The organism is Pantoea sp. X-Soil-OKNW-713 (assembly GCF_059730685.1).
The window spans coordinates 604,477-624,770 of record NZ_AP035995.1; the positions used below are offsets into that span (position 1 = coordinate 604,477).

Genomic DNA, 20,294 nt, shown 5'->3' on the forward strand with positions numbered 1-20,294 from the left:
ACCCACAGGGAACTCTGGGGTAAAATACGTATCAAAATGCAAAACCGATCCTGACCCGGAACGCTTTCCGGGTCAGGATTCTTTTGCTTGTGAAATGAGGTAACGCGCCGCAGAAGCTGTTTTCTGCTGTCACCTGTCAGGATGACGCCGTTAACCAGGAAAGATGACGAGGAGCTAAAATGAATCAGATTCCGATGACGTTGAAAGGCGCTGAGAAGCTGCGCGAAGAGCTGAACGAACTGAAAACCGTTAAGCGCCCGCGCATCATCGCCTCAATTGCCGAAGCCCGTGAGCACGGCGATTTGAAAGAGAATGCCGAATATCATGCCGCCCGCGAAGAACAGGGTTTCTGCGAGGGTCGTATTCAGGAGATCGAAGCTAAGCTCTCCAATGCGCAAGTGATTGATGTAACTCAGATGCCGAAGACCGGCCGCGTCATTTTTGGTGCGACCGTGCAGGTGCTGAACCTTGATACCGACGAAGAATCCACCTACCGCATCGTGGGGGATGATGAAGCCGATTTTAAACAAAATCTGATTTCGGTGAACTCGCCAATGGCGCGTGGTCTGGTCGGAAAAGAGGCGGATGACGTCGCCATCATCAAAACCCCGGGTGGCGATGTGGAATATGAGATCCTGAAGGTGGAATACCTTTAAGATATTGCTACGCTTTGAAATGCATTGCTGCATATTGTAAAGAAAGGAAAAAGGCCGCATAGCGGCCTTTTATCCCATGCAGGAGCATGGCACTTTCTTTGCCCGCCTTATGAGCGAGGCAGAGAAATTTTGCTCTCTTTTGCAGGGCGATACAGCACCAGCGTTTTGCCGATGACCTGTACGTTGCAAGCTTTCGTTTCGCGAATGATTGCGTCAACGATCAACAGTTTGGTTTCACGATCTTCCGAGGCAATTTTTACCTTGATTAATTCGTGATGTTCCAGCGCCTGTTCGATCTCGGCGAGCACGCCTTCAGTCAGGCCATTTCCGCCCAGCATAACAACGGGTTTCAATGGATGGGCAAGACCTTTCAGGTGCTGTTTTTGTTTGGTACTCAGATTCATCGTATTTTTTTGCTTACTTAGGGATTGAAAACGGTTCATTCTACCGCCATCTCGGGTATATCGCCAAATCAACGCAACCGATGCGTGCTGATTTATCGCTACGATGACGATTTAACTGGAAAAATTATGACGGGTAAAAAGCGTTCGGCCAGTTCCAGTCGCTGGCTTCAGGAACACTTTAGCGATAAATATGTGCAACAGGCACAGAAAAAAGGGTTGCGTTCGCGCGCCTGGTTTAAACTTGAGGAAATACAGCAGGGTGACAAGCTTTTCAAACCCGGTATGACAGTGGTAGATCTGGGAGCTGCACCCGGTGGCTGGTCGCAATATGTGGTACAACTGATTGGCTCTTCTGGCCGTATTATTGCGTGTGACCTGCTGCCCATGGACCCGATTGTTGGGGTCGATTTTCTGCAAGGCGATTTTCGTGACGAAGCCGTGCTGAAGACGCTTCTGGAACGTGTTGGTGACGAAAAAGTGCAGGTTGTCATGTCGGACATGGCTCCGAACATGAGTGGTACACCGGCGGTTGATATTCCACGTTCCATGTATTTGGTAGAGTTAGCGTTGGAAATGTGTCGGGATATCCTGGCACCAGGCGGCAGTTTTGTAGTGAAAGTGTTTCAGGGAGATGGCTTCGATGAATACCTGCGGGAAATTCGCTCCCTGTTTACGAAAGTGAAAATTCGTAAGCCGGATGCTTCGCGTTCACGTTCGCGCGAAGTGTACATTGTGGCGACAGGGCGCAAACTATAACCTGATTGACAGGAATCAAAGCAAGGCGACCAATGCGTTTACACCGATGAGTATTCTGACTTTCAGGGTAAACAAGCAAAATCATCAGCGCCGCGATTCCAGGTATGAAGGATATATAGTACCCTACGCTGTCTGTTAACACCGTTGTAATATGAGGTTAATCCCTTGAGTGACATGGCGAAAAACCTGATTCTCTGGCTAGTCATCGCGGTTGTGCTGATGTCAGTATTCCAGAGCTTTGGGCCCAGCGAGTCGAATGGCCGTAGGGTTGATTATTCAACCTTCCTGTCGGAAGTGAACCAGGATCAGGTCCGCGAGGCACGTATTAACGGGCGTGAGATTAACGTTACCAAAAAAGACAGTAATAAATACACGACCTATATTCCTGTCAACGATCCCAAGTTACTCGATAACCTGTTGACCAAAAACGTCAAAGTGGTTGGCGAACCGCCGGAAGAGCCGAGCCTGCTGGCTTCGATCTTCATCTCCTGGTTCCCGATGCTGCTGCTGATTGGCGTGTGGATCTTCTTTATGCGTCAGATGCAAGGTGGCGGCGGGAAGGGCGCGATGTCCTTCGGCAAGAGCAAGGCCCGCATGCTGACCGAAGATCAGATCAAAACCACTTTTGCGGATGTGGCCGGTTGTGATGAGGCCAAAGAGGAAGTGGGTGAGCTGGTCGAATATCTGCGCGAACCGAGTCGCTTCCAGAAACTGGGCGGTAAAATCCCGAAAGGCGTACTGATGGTTGGTCCGCCGGGTACGGGTAAAACGCTGCTGGCGAAAGCGATTGCCGGTGAAGCTAAAGTGCCTTTCTTTACCATTTCCGGTTCTGACTTCGTTGAAATGTTCGTGGGTGTCGGTGCATCTCGTGTGCGTGACATGTTCGAACAGGCGAAAAAAGCCGCACCTTGCATCATCTTTATCGATGAGATCGATGCAGTGGGTCGCCAGCGTGGCGCAGGTTTAGGCGGTGGTCACGATGAACGTGAACAAACGCTGAACCAGATGCTGGTTGAAATGGACGGCTTTGAAGGCAACGAAGGTATTATCGTTATCGCGGCTACTAACCGTCCTGACGTGCTGGACCCGGCGCTGCTGCGTCCTGGCCGTTTCGACCGTCAGGTGGTGGTCGGTCTGCCAGACGTGCGTGGCCGTGAGCAGATTCTGAAAGTGCATATGCGTCGCGTGCCGCTGGCAACCGATATTGATGCTGCCATCATCGCGCGTGGTACGCCGGGCTTCTCCGGTGCTGACCTGGCGAACCTGGTCAACGAAGCTGCATTGTTTGCTGCCCGCTCCAATAAGCGCGTGGTATCGATGGTTGAATTCGAGAAAGCGAAAGACAAAATCATGATGGGTGCGGAACGCCGCTCTATGGTGATGACGGAAGCGCAGAAAGAATCGACTGCCTATCACGAAGCGGGTCACGCGATTATTGGTCGCCTGGTGCCGGAACACGATCCGGTACATAAAGTGACGATTATTCCGCGCGGTCGTGCACTGGGAGTGACCTTCTTCCTGCCGGAAGGCGATGCAATCAGCGCCAGTCGTCAAAAACTGGAAAGCCAGATCTCTACGTTGTACGGTGGCCGTCTGGCTGAAGAGATTATCTACGGCGTGGAACACGTATCGACGGGTGCATCAAACGACATCAAAGTTGCCACTAATCTGGCGCGTAACATGGTGACCCAATGGGGCTTCTCAGAAAAACTCGGTCCACTGCTGTATGCAGAGGAAGAGGGAGAAGTGTTCCTCGGACGTTCTGTGGCGAAAGCCAAGCATATGTCTGATGAAACGGCGCGTATTATCGACCAGGAAGTTAAACACCTGATCGACAGCAACTACCAACGCGCACGCCGTATCCTGGGTGAAAACATGGATATTCTTCACGCGATGAAAGACGCGCTGATGAAGTATGAAACCATTGATGCACCGCAGATTGATGACCTGATGGCACGCCGTGAAGTGCGTCCACCTGCTGGCTGGGAAGATCCAGGTAGCAATTCTTCTGACAACAACGGTACGCCGAAGGCGCCACGTCCGGTTGATGAACCGCGTACGCCGAACCCAGGCAACACCATGTCAGAACAGCTCGACAAATAAGAGGCGCAAACCTCGACAAAAACCCCGGCCGGTCCGGGGTTTTTTACATCCCGCAGTTCCGTAATTCCTCAAGGAGGCTCTCGCCATGAAGTTGTACGCCCGTGATACCCATCTCGATCTCTCGTTTCCCCATGTGATGGGCATTTTGAATGTCACGCCGGACTCCTTCTCTGATGGCGGTAAGCACAATTCATTGGTGGATGCGCTGACGCACACCAATGAGATGGTCAATGCCGGGGCAACCATTATTGATGTCGGTGGCGAATCGACCCGTCCGGGAGCCGATGAGGTGAGCGTTGAGGAGGAACTGGAGCGGGTTATCCCGGTGGTGGAAGCCATCGCCCAGCGTTTTGAGGTATGGATTTCTGTCGATACTTCAAAGGCTGAAGTGATCCGTGAATCTGCGCGAGTGGGTGCTCACATCATTAATGACATTCGCTCATTATCTGAACCCGGTGCGTTGCAGGCTGCGGCTGATACCGGATTGCCGGTGTGCCTGATGCATATGCAAGGTGAGCCGCGCACCATGCAGCAAGCACCGCAGTATCAAAACATCGTCAGTGAAGTGGATGCTTACTTCACAGAACAGATTACGCGTTGTGTTGACGCCGGTATTAAAAAAGAGAATCTGCTACTCGACCCCGGCTTTGGTTTCGGTAAGAATCTCAGCCACAACTATGAGCTACTGGCTGAACTGAGCCATTTTCATCATTTCGGTTTGCCGTTATTGGTGGGGATGTCGCGTAAATCCATGATTGGTCAGTTGCTGAATGTCGGCCCGGCGCAGCGCCTGACCGGCAGCCTGACGTGTGCGGTCATTGCCGCCATGCAAGGCGCGCACATTATTCGCGTGCATGACGTGAAAGAAACTGTTGAAGCGATGCGTGTGGTTGAAGCGACACGCAGAGCAAAAGGATAAAAAGGCATGAGTGATCGTAAATATTTCGGTACGGATGGGATTCGCGGCAAAGTGGGTGAAGCGCCAATTACCCCGGATTTCGTTCTGAAGCTGGGTTGGGCGGCAGGAAAAGTGCTGGCCCGTCACGGTTCTAAGAAAGTGTTGATTGGCAAAGATACGCGTATTTCGGGCTACATGCTGGAATCGGCTCTGGAAGCCGGGCTGGCAGCGGCGGGTCTGTCTGCGGCGTTTACCGGTCCGATGCCGACGCCGGCGATTGCTTATCTGACACGCACTTTCCGCGCCGAAGCTGGCATTGTGATTTCGGCTTCACATAACCCGTTCGACGATAACGGCATCAAATTTTTCTCTGCTGAAGGCACCAAATTGCCTGATGAAGTGGAAGAAGCGATCGAACTGGAGATGGAAAAACCGATCACTTGTGTTGAGTCCGCCGAGCTGGGACGTGCCAGCCGCATTGTCGATGCTGCCGGGCGCTACATCGAGTTTTGCAAAGGCACCTTCCCCAGTGAACTGAGCCTGAATGGCTTAAAAATCGTGGTGGATTGCGCGAACGGGGCGACCTATCACATTGCGCCAAACGTGCTGCGTGAACTGGGGGCTACGGTGATTGCCATCGCGACACAACCGGATGGTATGAACATCAATAAAAATTGCGGTGCAACCGATCTGAAAATGTTGCAGCAACGCGTGCTGGAAGAGAAGGCCGATATCGGCCTGGCTTACGATGGCGACGGCGACCGCATCATGATGGTTGACCATTTAGGCGCGAAGGTTGATGGTGACCAGATCCTCTACATCATTGCGCGAGAAGGTTTACGTCAGGGCCAACTGCGCGGTGGCGTAGTAGGGACGCTGATGAGTAACATGGGCCTCGAACTGGCGCTGAAGCAGCTTGGTATCCCGTTTGTGCGTGCCAAAGTTGGCGACCGCTACGTGCTGGAGAAAATGCAGGAGAAGGGCTGGCGTCTGGGGGCGGAAAACTCCGGCCATGTCATCCTGCTGGACAAAACCACCACTGGCGACGGCATCGTTGCAAGTTTGCAAGTACTTACTGCAATGGTGCAAAACCATATGAGCCTGCATGACCTGTGTAGCGGCATGAAGATGTTGCCCCAAGTGTTGGTCAATGTTCGCTTCAGCGGCAACAACGATCCTTTACAAAGTGATACCGTCAAAGCGGCCAGCGCAGAAGTGGAAAAAACGCTGGCGGGTCGTGGTCGCGTGCTGTTACGTAAATCCGGCACTGAGCCACTGATTCGGGTGATGGTGGAAGGTGAAGATGAAGCGCAGGTGACCGCGCTGGCGCACAAAATTGCCGATGCGGTGAAGGCGGTTTAAGTGCCTTTCAGGCGGTAAGATTTTTCTCTTTCCGCCTGTAAAATCACCATGATGGCGCTTTTTTCCGCAATTGATGAGGTTCGTGAAAATTGCGCTTGCAGAGCAATGTGCCTTTGGTTAGTATTCACACCCGCTTCTGATGGGTGATGACGAGACTCCCCATCGATACTGGTTGAAGCTTTAACTGTGCGGTTTACGCGCAAGGAAACAGGTTGATTATGTACGAAGCTCTTTTAGTTGTTTTCCTTATTGTGGCACTGGGCCTTGTTGGTCTGATCATGCTGCAACAAGGTAAAGGCGCTGATATGGGAGCATCATTTGGTGCAGGCGCTTCTGCGACGCTGTTCGGTTCTACCGGGTCTGGTAACTTTATGACTCGCATGACCGCAGTGCTGGCGACGCTGTTCTTCATCATCAGCCTGATTCTGGGTAACCTGAACACGAATAAAACTTCCAAAGGAAGCGAGTGGGAAAATCTGACTGCGCCGGCTAAATCTGAACAGACTCAGCCAGCCAAACCGGCAACCCCGGGTAACGATATCCCGCAGTAAGATCGTCAGCTTGCAGTGCGACATATTATCGTCGCCGTCAGTGAAGTGCCGAGGTGGTGGAATTGGTAGACACGCTACCTTGAGGTGGTAGTGCCCGATTGGGCTTACGGGTTCAAGTCCCGTCCTCGGTACCAAATCTCAGTATGACTTGCAATTTTTGCATGTTCGGCGTAACATTCGCCACGTTTTCGGACGCGGGGTGGAGCAGCCTGGTAGCTCGTCGGGCTCATAACCCGAAGGTCGTCGGTTCAAATCCGGCCCCCGCAACCACTTTCCCTTAGAGTTCTTTTTCAAATATACTGTATGCATCGACGGACGCATTCGCAGTGAGTTTTGAAAAAAATTCTTCTGGATTGTGCTCCGAGCCGCATCGCGGCATACAGGGTCCAGTCACAAAAAGCCCCGATTTTTCGGGGTTTTTTGTTATCAGGAAATCGCAACACTGGGCTATTAGGCCCTTTTTTTATGTCTTGGGGGTGGGCTTGTCCACATTAGAGCAAAAATTGACAGAGTTGATCTCTGCTCCGGTAGAAGCGCTTGGCTACGAATTGGTCGGTATCGAATTTATTCGTGGTCGCACATCAACCTTGCGCATCTATATTGATAGTGAAGAGGGTATCAATGTTGATGATTGCGCCGATGTCAGCCACCAGGTCAGCGCTGTGATGGATGTGGAAGATCCCATCACCGTGGCTTACAACCTTGAAGTTTCCTCACCGGGTCTTGACCGTCCTCTTTTTACTGCTGAACACTACGCGCGTTTTGCCGGTGAAGAGGTAAGTCTGGTACTGCGTATGGCCGTGCAGAACCGCCGTAAATGGCAGGGCATCATTAAGTCTGTCGAAGGCGAGATGATCACGGTAACCGTTGAGGGTAAGGATGAAGTGTTCGCGCTGAGCAACATTCAGAAAGCGAACCTGGTCCCCCACTTTTAAAAGTCCGGATTGAGGCTAACCAGGATGAACAAAGAGATCTTAGCTGTAGTAGAAGCCGTTTCTAACGAAAAAGCCCTGCCGCGTGAGAAAATCTTCGAAGCGCTGGAGAGCGCTTTGGCCACTGCGACCAAAAAGAAGTATGAGCAGGAAATCGACGTGCGTGTCAGCATTGACCGCCGTAGTGGCGATTTCGATACTTTCCGTCGCTGGCTGATTGTTGATGAAGTGACGCAGCCGACTCGCGAGATCACGCTGGAAGCAGCCCGCTTCGAAGATGAAGCATTCAATCTGGGCGATTTTGTTGAAGATCAGATTGAATCGGTCACGTTTGACCGTATCACCACCCAGACGGCGAAGCAGGTTATCGTGCAGAAAGTGCGCGAAGCTGAACGCGCGATGGTGGTGGATCAGTTCCGCGAGCAGGAAGGCGACATCATCACTGGCGTGGTGAAGAAAGTGAACCGCGACAACATCACGCTGGATCTCGGCAGCAATGCTGAAGCGGTCATCGTGCGTGAAGATATGCTGCCGCGTGAAAACTTCCGCCCTGGCGACCGTATTCGCGGTGTGCTGTATGCCGTGCGTCCGGAAGCGCGTGGTGCGCAGCTGTTCGTGACCCGTTCGAAGCCGGAAATGCTGATCGAACTGTTCCGCATCGAAGTACCGGAAATTGGCGAAGAAGTTATTGAGATCAAAGCGGCAGCGCGTGATCCCGGTTCTCGCGCCAAAATCGCGGTGAAAACCAATGACAAACGTATCGATCCGGTGGGTGCCTGCGTAGGTATGCGTGGCGCTCGCGTGCAGGCTGTCTCCAGCGAACTGGGTGGCGAGCGTATCGATATCGTGCTGTGGGACGATAACCCGGCACAGTTCGTCATCAACGCGATGGCTCCGGCTGATGTAGCGTCAATTGTGGTGGACGAAGACAATCACACCATGGATATCGCTGTTGAAGCTGGCAATCTGGCTCAGGCGATCGGCCGTAACGGCCAAAACGTACGTCTGGCTTCCCAGCTGAGCGGTTGGGAACTGAACGTAATGACCGTCGATGACCTGCAGGCGAAGCATCAGGCTGAAGCCCACGCGGCCATCGATATGTTCACCAAACATCTCGACATCGACGAAGAGTTTGCCACCATTCTGGTGGAAGAGGGCTTCTCTTCTCTTGAAGAGCTGGCATATGTACCGATCAACGAGCTGCTGGAAATTGACGGCCTCGATGAAGACACGGTAGAAGCCCTGCGTGAACGAGCAAAAAATGCGTTAACTACCCTGGCACTGGCGAAAGAAGAGAGCCGTGGCAATCAGGAGCCTGCTGAGGATCTGCTGAATCTCGAGGGTCTGGATCGTGCGATGGCTTACCGTCTGGCAGCGATTGGCGTTTGCACGCTGGAAGATCTTGCCGAGCAAGGTGTCGACGATCTGACAGATATCGAAGGGCTGGATGATGAGAAAGCCGGCGCGCTGATCATGGCCGCGCGTAATATCTGCTGGTTCGGCGATGACGCATAATTACAGGAAGGAACAGCATGACAGATGTAACCGTAAAATCGCTGGCCGCCGAAATTCAGACTCCGGTAGATCGCCTGGTACAGCAATTTGCTGATGCGGGGATCCGTAAGTCTGAGAACGACGCGGTGACCCAGCAAGAGAAAGAAACCTTATTGTCCCACCTGAATCGTGAACATGGTCAGGCCGGTTCAGGTAAACTGACGCTGCAACGTAAAACTCGCAGCACCTTGAATATTCCTGGCACCGGGGGTAAAAGTAAGTCGGTGCAAATCGAAGTCCGCAAAAAGCGCACCTATGTGAAGGGTGATGCAGAAGCCGAAGCGCAGGCTCAGGCTGAAGCTGAAGCCGAGGCGCAGCGTGAAGCGGAAGAGAAGGCGCGTCGCGAGGCGGAAGAACAAGCCCGTCGCGAAGCTGAACAAAAAGCGCAACGTGAAGCCGAAGAAAAAGCCAAGCGCGAAGCCGCTGACAAGGCGAAGCGTGAAGCAGCGGAAAATGACAAAGTGACTAATCAACCTACCGACGAACTAACCAAAGCCGCGAATTCTGATAAGGCCCGTCGTGAAGCCGAAGCCGCAGAACTGAAGCGTAAAGCCGAAGAAGAAGCGCGCCGTAAGCTGGAAGAAAACGCACGACGTGCGGCTGAAGAAGCCCGCCGTCTGGCAGAAGAAAAAGCTGCTGAGTGGGAAAAACCGGAAGAAGAGGATAAAGGCGACTATCACGTCACCACCTCGACCCATGCCCGCCAGGCTGAAGATGAAAACGATCGCGAAGTTGAAGGCGGTCGTGGCCGTGGCCGCACCACTAAAGCTGCTCGCCCTGCCAAGAAAGGCAACAAGCATTCTGAAGCCAAAACTGACCGTGAAGAAGCGCGCGCCGCTGTTCGTGGTGGTAAAGGCGGTAAACATCGCAAACCGAGCTCCCTGCAACAAGGCTTTAACAAGCCAGCTCAGGCAGTGAACCGTGATGTTATCATCGGTGAAACCATCACCGTTTCAGAATTGGCTAACAAAATGGCCGTGAAAGGTTCCCTGGTCATCAAAGCCATGATGAAGATGGGCGCTATGGCGACCATTAACCAGGTTATCGACCAGGAAACTGCCCAGCTGGTTGCGGAAGAGATGGGTCACAAAGTGATCCTGCGCCGTGAGAATGAGCTGGAAGAAGCGGTGATGGACGATCGTGATACCGATGCTGCGCAGGAAAGCCGCGCACCGGTCGTGACTATCATGGGTCACGTTGACCACGGTAAAACCTCACTGCTGGACTACATCCGCTCCACCAAAGTCGCCTCAGGCGAAGCGGGCGGTATTACCCAGCATATCGGTGCTTACCACGTTGAAACCGAAAACGGCATGATCACCTTCCTGGATACCCCGGGTCACGCCGCGTTTACCGCGATGCGTGCGCGTGGTGCACAGGCAACGGATATCGTTATCCTGGTCGTGGCCGCGGATGACGGCGTGATGCCGCAGACCATTGAAGCTATCCAGCACGCGAAAGCGGCCGGTGTGCCGGTTGTGGTTGCCGTGAACAAGATCGACAAACCAGAAGCCGATCCGGATCGCGTTAAGAACGAGCTGACTCAGTACGGTATCATCCCGGAAGAGTGGGGCGGCGAGAACATGTTCGTCAACGTTTCTGCGAAAGCCGGTACCGGCATTGATGACCTGCTGAACGCAATTCTGCTGCAAGCGGAAGTTCTGGAACTGACCGCTATCCGTGAAGGTATGGCAAGCGGCGTGGTGATTGAATCGTTCCTCGACAAAGGTCGTGGTCCGGTCGCTACCGTTCTGGTGCGTGAAGGTACCCTGAATAAAGGCGACATCGTGCTGTGCGGCTTCGAATATGGCCGTGTGCGTGCGATGCGTGACGAGCTGGGCCGTGAAGTGTTGGCTGCTGGTCCGTCAATTCCGGTCGAAATCCTCGGTCTGTCCGGTGTTCCGGCTGCGGGTGATGAAGCCACCGTGGTCCGTGACGAGAAGAAAGCGCGTGAAGTTGCTTTGTATCGTCAGGGTAAATTCCGCGAAGTGAAACTGGCGCGTCAGCAGAAATCTAAGCTGGAGAACATGTTCGCCAACATGACCGAAGGCGAAGTGTCCGAGCTGAACATCGTACTGAAATCCGACGTACAGGGTTCTGTGGAAGCGATCTCCGACTCCCTGCTGAAACTCTCCACCGACGAAGTGAAGGTGAAGATTATCGGTTCGGGCGTAGGTGGTATCACCGAAACCGACGCGACGCTGGCTGCGGCTTCCAACGCGATCATCCTCGGCTTCAACGTGCGTGCTGATGCTTCGGCTCGTCGCGTAATTGAAGCGGAAAGCGTGGACCTGCGTTACTACTCCGTCATCTATAACCTGATTGACGAAGTGAAAGCGGCGATGAGCGGCATGCTGGCTCCGGAATACAAACAGCAGATCATTGGTCTGGCTGAAGTTCGTGATGTGTTCAAGTCACCGAAATTTGGTGCGATCGCGGGCTGTATGGTTACCGAAGGCAACATCAAACGTCACAACCCGATCCGTGTTCTGCGCGACAACGTTGTTATCTATGAAGGCGAGCTGGAATCCCTGCGTCGCTTCAAAGACGATGTCAACGAAGTGCGTAACGGCATGGAGTGTGGTATCGGCGTGAAGAACTACAACGACGTTCGTGTCGGCGATATGATCGAAGTCTTTGAAGTGATTGAAGTTAAACGCACCATCGATTGATCATCATCTGATGTGTTGCAATTTGGGAGGCCGCTGGCCTCCCGAATTATTTGGGAGAAAGCATAATGGCGAAAGAATTTGGCCGCCCACAGCGCGTTTCACAGGAATTGCAGAAAGAGATCGCAATCATCCTGCAACGCGAAATTAAAGATCCGCGCCTTGGTATGATGGTGACGGTTTCTGGCGTTGAAGTGTCACGCGATCTGGCTTATGCCAAAGTGTTTGTCACTTTTTTGAATGATAAAGACGAAGAAGCGGTGAAAAACGGTCTGAAGGCACTCAAAGAGGCTTCAGGTTATATCCGTACTTTAGTCGGTAAAGCGATGCGTCTGCGCATTGTGCCTGAGCTGACCTTCTTCTATGACAACTCGTTGATCGAAGGTATGCGCATGTCAAACCTGGTCACCAACGTTGTCAAAAATGATGCTGAACGCCGTGGCGATCATGCAACGGACGACGACAAGGAGGATTGATGAGTCGTCCTCGTCGTCGCGGTCGCGATGTGCATGGTGTATTGCTGCTGGATAAGCATCAGGGTGCGTCCTCTAACGACGTGCTGCAAAAAGTAAAACGCATCTTTAATGCGAACAAAGCGGGCCATACCGGTGCGTTGGATCCGCTGGCAACCGGCATGCTGCCCATCTGTCTCGGTGAGGCCACCAAGTTTTCGCAGTATCTGCTGGATTCGGATAAGCGTTACCGGGTGATTGCTCGCCTGGGTGAGCGTACCGATACCTCTGATGCCGACGGCAATGTGGTCGAAACCCGTCCGGTCAGCTTTACTCAGGCTGAGCTGGATGCGGCACTGGAAAGTTTTCGTGGCGATACCCAGCAGGTGCCGACCATGTTTTCGGCGCTGAAGCATCAGGGGCGTCCGTTGTATGAGTATGCACGCCAGGGGATTACCGTTGAGCGTGATGCCCGTCCCATCACCGTGTATGAACTGCTGTTTATTCGTTGGGAAGGGGATGAGCTGGAGCTGGAAATCCACTGCTCCAAAGGCACCTATATTCGGACCATCATCGACGACCTCGGCGAGAAACTCGGTTGTGGTGCCCATGTGATCATGCTGCGTCGTTTGCAGGTTTCCCGCTATCCGGCAGAGAAAATGGTCACGCTTGAACAGTTGCAAGCGTTGTTGGAACAAGCCACAGCGGCAGAAATCGCGCCTGCTGAACTGCTCGATCCGCTCTTGTTACCGATGGATAGCCCGGCTGCGGATTTTCCGGAAGTGAATCTGCCCGATGCCGTTGCCGCTTTCTTTAAGCTGGGCCAGCCGGTGCAGGCCGAAGGGGTGCCTGCGGCGGGCCTGGTGCGAGTCACGGAAGGCGAAGCGCGTAAATTTATCGGTATGGCGGAGATCGATGCGCAGCAGCGCGTTGCCCCGCGCCGTCTGGTGGTTGAGTTTCAGTGATATACCCCAAAATAATTCGAGTTGTAGGAAGGCGGCAAACGAGTGAATCCCCAGGAGCTTACACAAGTAAGTGACTGGGGTGAATGAGCGCAGCCAACGCACCTACAAATTGAATTATGACGGGGTATTTGCGTTGCCGCTGGGCGAAGAGTAGAATAGCGCGGCTTTAAAAGCGGGCTGCTGAATTAGAGATCGGCACCCATACATTCATTAATAACTGGAGTTTATTATGTCTCTAAGCGTAGAAGCTAAAGCAGAGATCGTTGCCAAATACGGTCGTGGTGCTAACGACAGCGGTTCAACTGAAGTTCAGGTTGCTCTGCTGACTGCTCAGATTAACCACCTGCAGGGTCACTTCTCTGAGCACAAAAAAGACCACCACAGCCGTCGCGGTCTGCTGCGCATGGTATCCCAGCGTCGTAAGCTGCTGGACTACCTGAAGCGTAAAGACGTTGCACGCTACACCAGCCTGATCGAAAACCTGGGTCTGCGTCGCTAAGTCTGAAGAATCTGATCAAGGGTGTAGCGCAGACAGTATGCAAAAAAACGCATCTGATGATCAGATTTGTGCGAGTTTCGCGAAAAGGGGGCCTTTATGGCCCCTTTTTTCGAGCAATCGGCAGCAATCCGGTCCAAACTCATGTATTGTTGCTGAGAGTGATCTTCGCTTGCAGAGGTTCGCGCGGCTAATGAGAGGCTTTACCGCAAGGGCGGTTAAAGGTTGTCATTAGTCGCGAGGATGCAGCTGAAGATCGGTAATCCCCGGCGGGCCTGAGATGGGTCTGCCCCGACGTTAAGGACTTTAATTTTGCTGAACCCGATCGTACGCAAATTCCAATATGGTCAGCATACCGTCACGCTGGAAACTGGCATGATGGCACGCCAGGCCACCGCTGCTGTGATGGTAAGCATGGACGACACCGCGGTTTTCGTAACCGTTGTTGGCCAGAAAAAAGCTAAACCAGGTCAGGACTTCTTCCCGTTGACCGTCAACTATCAGGAGCGTACTTACGCTGCTGGCCGTATCCCGGGTAGCTTCTTCCGTCGTGAAGGCCGTCCGAGCGAAGGTGAAACCCTGATCGCGCGTCTGATTGACCGCCCGGTTCGCCCGCTGTTCCCGGAAGGTTTTGTTAACGAAGTTCAGGTTATCGCTACCGTTGTTTCTGTTAACCCACAGGTTAACCCGGATATCGTTGCGATGATCGGTGCTTCTGCTGCGCTGTCGCTGTCTGGTATTCCGTTCAACGGGCCGATCGGTGCTGCGCGCGTTGGTTACATCAACGATCAATACGTACTGAACCCGACGGCTGACGAAATCAAACAATCTCGTCTGGATCTGGTGGTTGCCGGTACACAGAACGCCGTACTGATGGTGGAATCTGAAGCTGATATCCTGACTGAAGATCAGATGCTGGGTGCGGTGGTATTCGGCCACGACCAGCAACAGGTTGTCATCGAAAACATCAACGCGCTGGTGGCTGAAGCCGGTAAACCGCGTTGGGACTGGCAGCCAGAGCCTGCTAACGATGCACTGATTTCACGCGTTGCCGCACTGGCTGAAGCACGCATCAGCGATGCTTACCGCATCACTGATAAGCAGGAACGTTACGCTCAGGTTGGCGTTATCAAAGACGAAACCATTGCTGCGCTGCTGGCTGAAGACGAAACGCTGGATGACGCTGAAATCGGCGACATCGTGCACAGCCTGGAAAAGAACGTGGTACGTACCCGTATTCTGAACGGCGAACCGCGTATCGATGGCCGTGAAAAAGACATGATTCGTGGTCTGGACGTGCGCACTGGCGTGCTGCCGCGTACCCACGGTTCTTCGCTGTTCACCCGTGGTGAAACTCAGGCGCTGGTTACTGCTACCCTGGGTACTGCCCGTGATGCGCAGAGCCTGGACGAGCTGATGGGCGAACGTACCGACAGCTTCCTGTTCCACTACAACTTCCCTCCGTACTCGGTGGGTGAGACCGGTATGGTCGGTTCACCAAAGCGTCGTGAAATTGGTCACGGTCGTCTGGCGAAACGCGGCGTGCTGGCGGTGATGCCGAAGCAGGAAGATTTCCCGTACACCGTACGTGTGGTATCTGAAATCACCGAATCAAACGGTTCTTCTTCTATGGCTTCCGTGTGTGGCGCTTCTCTGGCGTTGATGGATGCTGGTGTGCCGATCAAAGCTGCCGTAGCCGGTATCGCGATGGGCCTGGTAAAAGAAGACGAAAAATTTGTGGTTCTGTCTGACATCCTGGGTGACGAAGATCACCTCGGCGACATGGACTTCAAAGTGGCCGGTAGCCGTGAAGGTGTGACCGCGCTGCAGATGGATATCAAAATCGAAGGGATCACCCGCGAGATCATGCAGGTTGCTTTGAACCAGGCTAAGGGTGCGCGTCTGCACATTCTGAGCGTGATGGAACAGGCAATCAGCACGCCGCGTCAGGAGATTTCTGAGTTCGCACCGCGTATTTACACCATCAAGATCAATGCAGACAAGATCAAAGATGTCATCGGTAAAGGCGGTTCTGTCATTCGTGCGCTGACTGAAGAAACCGGCACCACCATCGAAATCGAAGATGATGGCACCGTGAAGATCGCCGCGACCGATGGCCTGAAAGCGAAAGAAGCTATTCGTCGTATCGAAGAGATCACCGCAGAAATCGAAGTGGGCCGCATTTACAGTGGTAAAGTGACCCGTATCGTTGATTTCGGTGCCTTTGTTGCGATTGGCGGCGGCAAAGAAGGTCTGGTACACATCTCTCAAATCGCTGACAAGCGCGTTGAGAAGGTGACCGACTATCTGCAGATGGGCCAGGAAGTTCCGGTTAAAGTACTGGAAGTGGACCGTCAGGGCCGTGTACGTCTGAGCATCAAAGAAGCGACAGAGCAGAAACCGCAGGCGGTCGAGACTACCGCTGCGACCGATGCACCTGACGCCGAGTAAGCGTTTCCTGATTAGCCTCTCCCTGCCGTTTGGTGGGGAGAGGTGTTTGTATCATCGCGAGGGCGGGAATCCTTGTGCACAGCAGGCGGATGACAGGATGGTTATCCCAATGTTTGTATTCGGGAGTGGGAAATGAAGCCTTTTTTGCGCTGGTGTTTTGTTGCGACAGCTTTGACGCTGGCAGGATGCAGCAACTCCAATTGGCGTAAGAACGAAGTTCTGGCAGTACCTTTGCAGCCCACACTGCAGCAGGAAGTGATTTTGGCGCGAATGGAACAAATTCTTGCCAGTCGCGCCCTGACCGATGATGAACGCGCACAGCTATTATATGAGCGTGGAGTGTTGTATGATAGCTTAGGTCTGAGAGCATTAGCGCGGAACGATTTCTCGCAAGCGCTGTCTATCAGACCGGATATGCCTGAGGTGTTTAACTATCTCGGCATATATTTAACGCAGGCAGGCAATTTTGATGCTGCCTATGAAGCGTTTGATTCTGTACTTGAGCTTGATCCAACTTACAACTATGCGCATTTAAACCGTGGTATCGCCCTCTATTACGGCGGTCGATACAAGTTAGCGCAAGATGATCTGCTGGCGTTTTATCAAGACGATCCTAATGATCCATTCCGCAGCCTGTGGCTCTACCTCGTTGAACGCGAGATGGATGTCGACAAAGCAAAAGTTTCGCTGAAACAGCGTTACGACAAAGCGGTCCGGGATCAATGGGGATGGAATATTGTCGAGTTCTACCTGGGCGACATCAGTGAAAAAACATTGATGGAACGTCTCAAGGCGGACGCAACGGATAACACCTCGCTCGCTGAACATCTCAGTGAAACCAACTTCTATTTAGGTAAGTACTACCTAAGTCTGGGGGAGAAGGACGACGCGAAAGCGTTGTTCAAACTGGCGGTGGCCAACAACGTTAACAACTTTGTTGAACACCGATACGCATTGTTGGAACTGGCGCAACTCGGCCAGGCACAAGACGATTTATCAGAATCTGACCAGCAATAGCTGACGAACTTTTATTGCCTGAATTACCCGTTAAGTCATCATCTTCCGGGATGAGGGCTTTTCTGTTCGTCGAAACTTCTAATTTGAGCCGGTTCACACTTTTCGATGAAAATGACTGAAAATTTTCATGACGAGTTATGTAGACTGGCCGCCGCAATCTAAGAGGCACGTGTACTACATGACTGATATTCAAACCACTTTTGCTGATCTGGGCCTGAACGAATCCATCCTGTCTGCTCTTAACGACATGGGATACGTCAAGCCGTCACCGATCCAGGCTGAGTGCATTCCGCACCTGCTGGCTGGCCGTGACGTGCTGGGTATGGCACAGACCGGTAGTGGCAAAACTGCAGCATTCTCTCTGCCGCTGTTGAATAACATTGATCCAAATTTGAAAGCACCGCAGATTCTGGTGCTGGCACCGACCCGTGAGCTGGCGGTGCAGGTTGCTGAAGCAGCAACTGAATTCTCCAAACACATGCGTGGCGTAAACGTGTTGGCCCTGTACGGCGGCCAGCGTTATGACGTACAGCTGCGTGCACTGCGTCAGGGCCCGCAAATTGTCGTGGGCACCCCGGGTCGTCTGCTTGACCACCTGAAACGCGGTACGCTTGATCTGTCCAACCTGCGTGGTCTGGTACTGGACGAAGCTGACGAAATGCTGCGTATGGGCTTTATTGAAGACGTTGAAACCATCATGGCGCAGATCCCGGAAGGTCATCAGACCGCTCTGTTCTCTGCCACCATGCCGGAAGCGATTCGTCGTATCACCAAGCGTTTCATGAAAGATCCGCAGGAAGTGCGCATCCAGTCAAGCGTGACTACCCGCCCGGACATCTCTCAGTCTTACTGGACCGCTTATGGCCGTAAAACTGACGCGCTGGTGCGTTTCCTCGAAGCAGAAGACTTCGATGCTGCGATCATCTTCGTGCGTACCAAAAACGCAACGCTGGAAGTGGCTGAAGCGCTGGAGCGCAGTGGTTACAACAGCGCAGCACTGAACGGCGACATGAACCAGGCACTGCGTGAGCAGACGCTGGAGCGTCTGAAAGATGGTCGTCTCGACATCCTGATCGCAACCGACGTTGCTGCCCGTGGTCTGGACGTTGAGCGTATCAGCCTGGTTGTTAACTATGACATCCCGATGGACGCAGAATCTTACGTTCACCGTATCGGCCGTACCGGTCGTGCAGGCCGCGCAGGTCGTGCGCTGCTGTTCGTTGAGAACCGCGAGCGTCGTCTGCTGCGTAACATCGAACGCACCATGAAGCTGACCATTCCGGAAGTTGAACTGCCGAATGCTGAGTTGCTGGGTGAGCGTCGTCTGGCTAAATTCGCGGCGAAAGTTCAGCAGCAGCTGGAAAGCAGCGATCTGGAAATGTACCGTGCTCTGCTGAGCAAAATGCAGCCGGAAGAAGATCTGGATATCGAAACTCTGGCTGCGGCACTGCTGAAAATGGCCCAGGGCGAACGTCCTCTGATCGTACCTGCTGATGCACCGCGTCCGCCGCGTCGTGAATTCCGTGATCGTGATGATCGTCGTGATTCCCGTGACTCTCGCGATTCTCGTGGTCCGCGTGACAGCCGTGATGGCGACCGTCCGCGTCGCGAGCGTCGTGATGTGGGCGAAATGCAGCTGTACCGCATTGAAGTGGGCCGTGATGATGGTGTTGAAGTTCGTCATATCGTGGGCGCGATCGCTAACGAAGGCGACATCAGCAGCCGTTACATCGGTAACATCAAGCTGTTTGCTTCTCACTCTACTATCGAGCTGCCGAAAGGCATGCCGGGCGAAGTTCTGCAACACTTCACCCGCACGCGTATTCTGAACAAACCGATGAATATGCAGTTGCTGGGCGACGCACAGCCGTTTGAGCGCGGTGAGCGCAGCGAACGTCGTGGCGGTGGTCGTGACTTCGGTGGTGAGCGTCGTGGTGGTAACCGTGAAGGTGGCGCACCGCGTGGTGAAGGTCGTGAAGGCGGTCGTCGTTTCTCTGAACGTCGTGAAGGTGGCCGTTTCAGCCGTGAAGGTAACCGTGGCCCGCGTCGCGAAGAAGCGGGTGCAGCAGCACCGCGTCGTCGTGATATCTAAGCGATAAACGCTGAATAACAAAATGGGACGCCTCGGCGTCCCATTTTTTTTCCTATTTCCTACACGCCGCCAGCAATCAGCACCCGTTCGCCGCTGACATAGGCAGACTCCTCCGATGCGAGGAACAGCGCGACCTGCGCCACATCCTCCGGTAAGCCAAAGCGTCCCAGCGGTGTTGCTGCAATTAACTGTGCTTTCAGTTCCGGGTGCATCTTCTTCGCCGCCAGTAAACCTTCGGTCAGGATAATGCCTGGGGCCAGGGCATTGACGCGGATATTACGCGGCCCAAGTTCTCGTGCCAGACCCTGTGTCAGGGTATCGATCGCGCCTTTGGTGGCGGCCCACAGCACTGAACCGGGCGTGCTGCGCTGGCTATTCAACGCACTCAGGTTGATGATGCAACCGCCGCGTGACGGAAAATGCTGTGCTGCTCGCTGGCAAACCAGAAGTGTGCCGAACAGGTTTACATTCAGCTGTTGCTGCATCTCAACGACACTCAGCGCGGTGAAATCACCATGATGAAAAATGCCTGCGTTGTTCACCACAATGTCCGGTGCGCCGAATTGATCAATGGCGGTAGCAAAGAGCCGTGCAACATCAGCTTCACGCGAGACATCAGCCTGCACGGCGATGGCATCGCTACCCAGAGCACGGATATCCGTCACCACGTCAGCTGCGCCGACTTCATCCTGACGATAATTCACTACCACCCGGGCGCCGGCCGCCGCGAAAGTCATGGCAATGGCGGCACCAATGCCTTTCGAAGCGCCCGTCACCAGCGCAATTTTGCCTTCAAGTGCTTTCATTGTGTCTCTCCACCTGAGGTTTCGGGGAAGCATAAGAATGCGCTGTCCATACAATCTACCGGTAGCGCAATCCTGCAAGCTTTTTGCACGATCCTGCAAATCTCCATCCCAGGGAGCAGGCTTAACAACC

General features: G+C 53.4%; 18 protein-coding genes and 2 tRNA genes. 18 read left to right on the forward strand and 2 right to left on the reverse strand.

The window, feature by feature from the left end:
• Window positions 1–179: 179 nt before the first annotated feature.
• Entirely contained in the window at window positions 180–656 is a 477-nt protein-coding gene (greA, locus tag AC6I8R_RS02695; RefSeq protein WP_013507692.1) for a transcription elongation factor GreA, read from the forward strand.
• Between the two features lie 107 nt (window positions 657–763).
• Here greA and yhbY read toward each other — a convergent pair whose 3' ends face one another.
• The gene (yhbY, locus tag AC6I8R_RS02700) at window positions 764–1,060 is read right to left on the reverse strand and encodes a ribosome assembly RNA-binding protein YhbY (RefSeq protein WP_021185735.1); all 297 of its coding nucleotides are present in this window, start codon (window positions 1,058–1,060) and stop codon (window positions 764–766) included.
• A gap of 126 nt (window positions 1,061–1,186) precedes the next feature.
• Here yhbY and rlmE point away from each other — a divergent pair, with 126 nt between their 5' ends.
• The 17 genes from rlmE to AC6I8R_RS02785 all read left to right on the forward strand — a co-directional run bounded on the left by rlmE (window position 1,187) and on the right by AC6I8R_RS02785 (window position 19,358).
• Entirely contained in the window at window positions 1,187–1,816 is a 630-nt protein-coding gene (gene rlmE / locus AC6I8R_RS02705; protein WP_013507694.1) for a 23S rRNA (uridine(2552)-2'-O)-methyltransferase RlmE, read from the forward strand.
• Between the two features lie 174 nt (window positions 1,817–1,990).
• Window positions 1,991–3,919, forward strand: a complete 1,929-nt coding sequence (gene ftsH, locus AC6I8R_RS02710) for an ATP-dependent zinc metalloprotease FtsH (protein WP_036627470.1) — start codon at window positions 1,991–1,993, stop codon at window positions 3,917–3,919.
• A gap of 85 nt (window positions 3,920–4,004) precedes the next feature.
• On the forward strand, window positions 4,005–4,838 hold the full coding sequence (gene folP, locus AC6I8R_RS02715) for a dihydropteroate synthase (RefSeq protein WP_208724702.1): 834 nt from the start codon (window positions 4,005–4,007) through the stop codon (window positions 4,836–4,838).
• A gap of 6 nt (window positions 4,839–4,844) precedes the next feature.
• The gene (gene glmM / locus AC6I8R_RS02720; protein ID WP_497831875.1) at window positions 4,845–6,179 is read left to right on the forward strand and encodes a phosphoglucosamine mutase; all 1,335 of its coding nucleotides are present in this window, start codon (window positions 4,845–4,847) and stop codon (window positions 6,177–6,179) included.
• A gap of 218 nt (window positions 6,180–6,397) precedes the next feature.
• The gene (gene secG, locus AC6I8R_RS02725; RefSeq protein ID WP_013507698.1) at window positions 6,398–6,730 is read left to right on the forward strand and encodes a preprotein translocase subunit SecG; all 333 of its coding nucleotides are present in this window, start codon (window positions 6,398–6,400) and stop codon (window positions 6,728–6,730) included.
• A 47-nt stretch (window positions 6,731–6,777) separates the two neighbouring features.
• A tRNA-Leu gene (locus tag AC6I8R_RS02730) sits at window positions 6,778–6,864 on the forward strand.
• 59 nt (window positions 6,865–6,923) lie between these two features.
• Window positions 6,924–7,000 (forward strand) — tRNA-Met (locus AC6I8R_RS02735).
• Between the two features lie 212 nt (window positions 7,001–7,212).
• Window positions 7,213–7,665 (forward strand): ribosome maturation factor RimP, encoded by a 453-nt coding sequence (gene rimP, locus AC6I8R_RS02740; protein ID WP_021185741.1) that lies wholly within the window; start codon window positions 7,213–7,215, stop codon window positions 7,663–7,665.
• A 24-nt stretch (window positions 7,666–7,689) separates the two neighbouring features.
• Window positions 7,690–9,177, forward strand: coding sequence for a transcription termination factor NusA (nusA, locus tag AC6I8R_RS02745; RefSeq protein ID WP_021185742.1), 1,488 nt, complete (start codon window positions 7,690–7,692; stop codon window positions 9,175–9,177).
• Window positions 9,178–9,194: 17 nt separating this feature from the next.
• The gene (gene infB / locus AC6I8R_RS02750; protein ID WP_021185743.1) at window positions 9,195–11,888 is read left to right on the forward strand and encodes a translation initiation factor IF-2; all 2,694 of its coding nucleotides are present in this window, start codon (window positions 9,195–9,197) and stop codon (window positions 11,886–11,888) included.
• A 65-nt stretch (window positions 11,889–11,953) separates the two neighbouring features.
• Window positions 11,954–12,361 carry a 30S ribosome-binding factor RbfA gene (rbfA, locus tag AC6I8R_RS02755; RefSeq protein ID WP_013507702.1) on the forward strand — a complete coding sequence of 136 codons (408 nt, stop codon included), beginning with the start codon at window positions 11,954–11,956 and terminating at the stop codon, window positions 12,359–12,361.
• Entirely contained in the window at window positions 12,361–13,302 is a 942-nt protein-coding gene (truB, locus tag AC6I8R_RS02760) for a tRNA pseudouridine(55) synthase TruB (protein ID WP_415173150.1), read from the forward strand. The genes rbfA and truB overlap by 1 nt, the downstream gene beginning before the upstream one ends.
• A gap of 229 nt (window positions 13,303–13,531) precedes the next feature.
• Window positions 13,532–13,801, forward strand: a complete 270-nt coding sequence (gene rpsO, locus AC6I8R_RS02765; protein WP_013507704.1) for a 30S ribosomal protein S15 — start codon at window positions 13,532–13,534, stop codon at window positions 13,799–13,801.
• A gap of 309 nt (window positions 13,802–14,110) precedes the next feature.
• Window positions 14,111–16,249 (forward strand): polyribonucleotide nucleotidyltransferase, encoded by a 2,139-nt coding sequence (gene pnp, locus AC6I8R_RS02770; RefSeq protein ID WP_021185745.1) that lies wholly within the window; start codon window positions 14,111–14,113, stop codon window positions 16,247–16,249.
• 132 nt (window positions 16,250–16,381) lie between these two features.
• Complete coding sequence (gene nlpI, locus AC6I8R_RS02775; RefSeq protein ID WP_021185746.1) at window positions 16,382–17,266, forward strand: lipoprotein NlpI; 885 nt, start codon at window positions 16,382–16,384, stop codon at window positions 17,264–17,266.
• A gap of 105 nt (window positions 17,267–17,371) precedes the next feature.
• Entirely contained in the window at window positions 17,372–17,428 is a 57-nt protein-coding gene (gene yrbN / locus AC6I8R_RS02780) for a protein YrbN (protein WP_100229640.1), read from the forward strand.
• Window positions 17,429–17,444: 16 nt separating this feature from the next.
• Entirely contained in the window at window positions 17,445–19,358 is a 1,914-nt protein-coding gene (locus AC6I8R_RS02785) for a DEAD/DEAH family ATP-dependent RNA helicase (protein ID WP_208724704.1), read from the forward strand.
• A gap of 59 nt (window positions 19,359–19,417) precedes the next feature.
• Here AC6I8R_RS02785 and AC6I8R_RS02790 read toward each other — a convergent pair whose 3' ends face one another.
• The gene (locus AC6I8R_RS02790) at window positions 19,418–20,164 is read right to left on the reverse strand and encodes an SDR family NAD(P)-dependent oxidoreductase (RefSeq protein ID WP_208724705.1); all 747 of its coding nucleotides are present in this window, start codon (window positions 20,162–20,164) and stop codon (window positions 19,418–19,420) included.
• Window positions 20,165–20,294 lie beyond the last annotated feature (130 nt).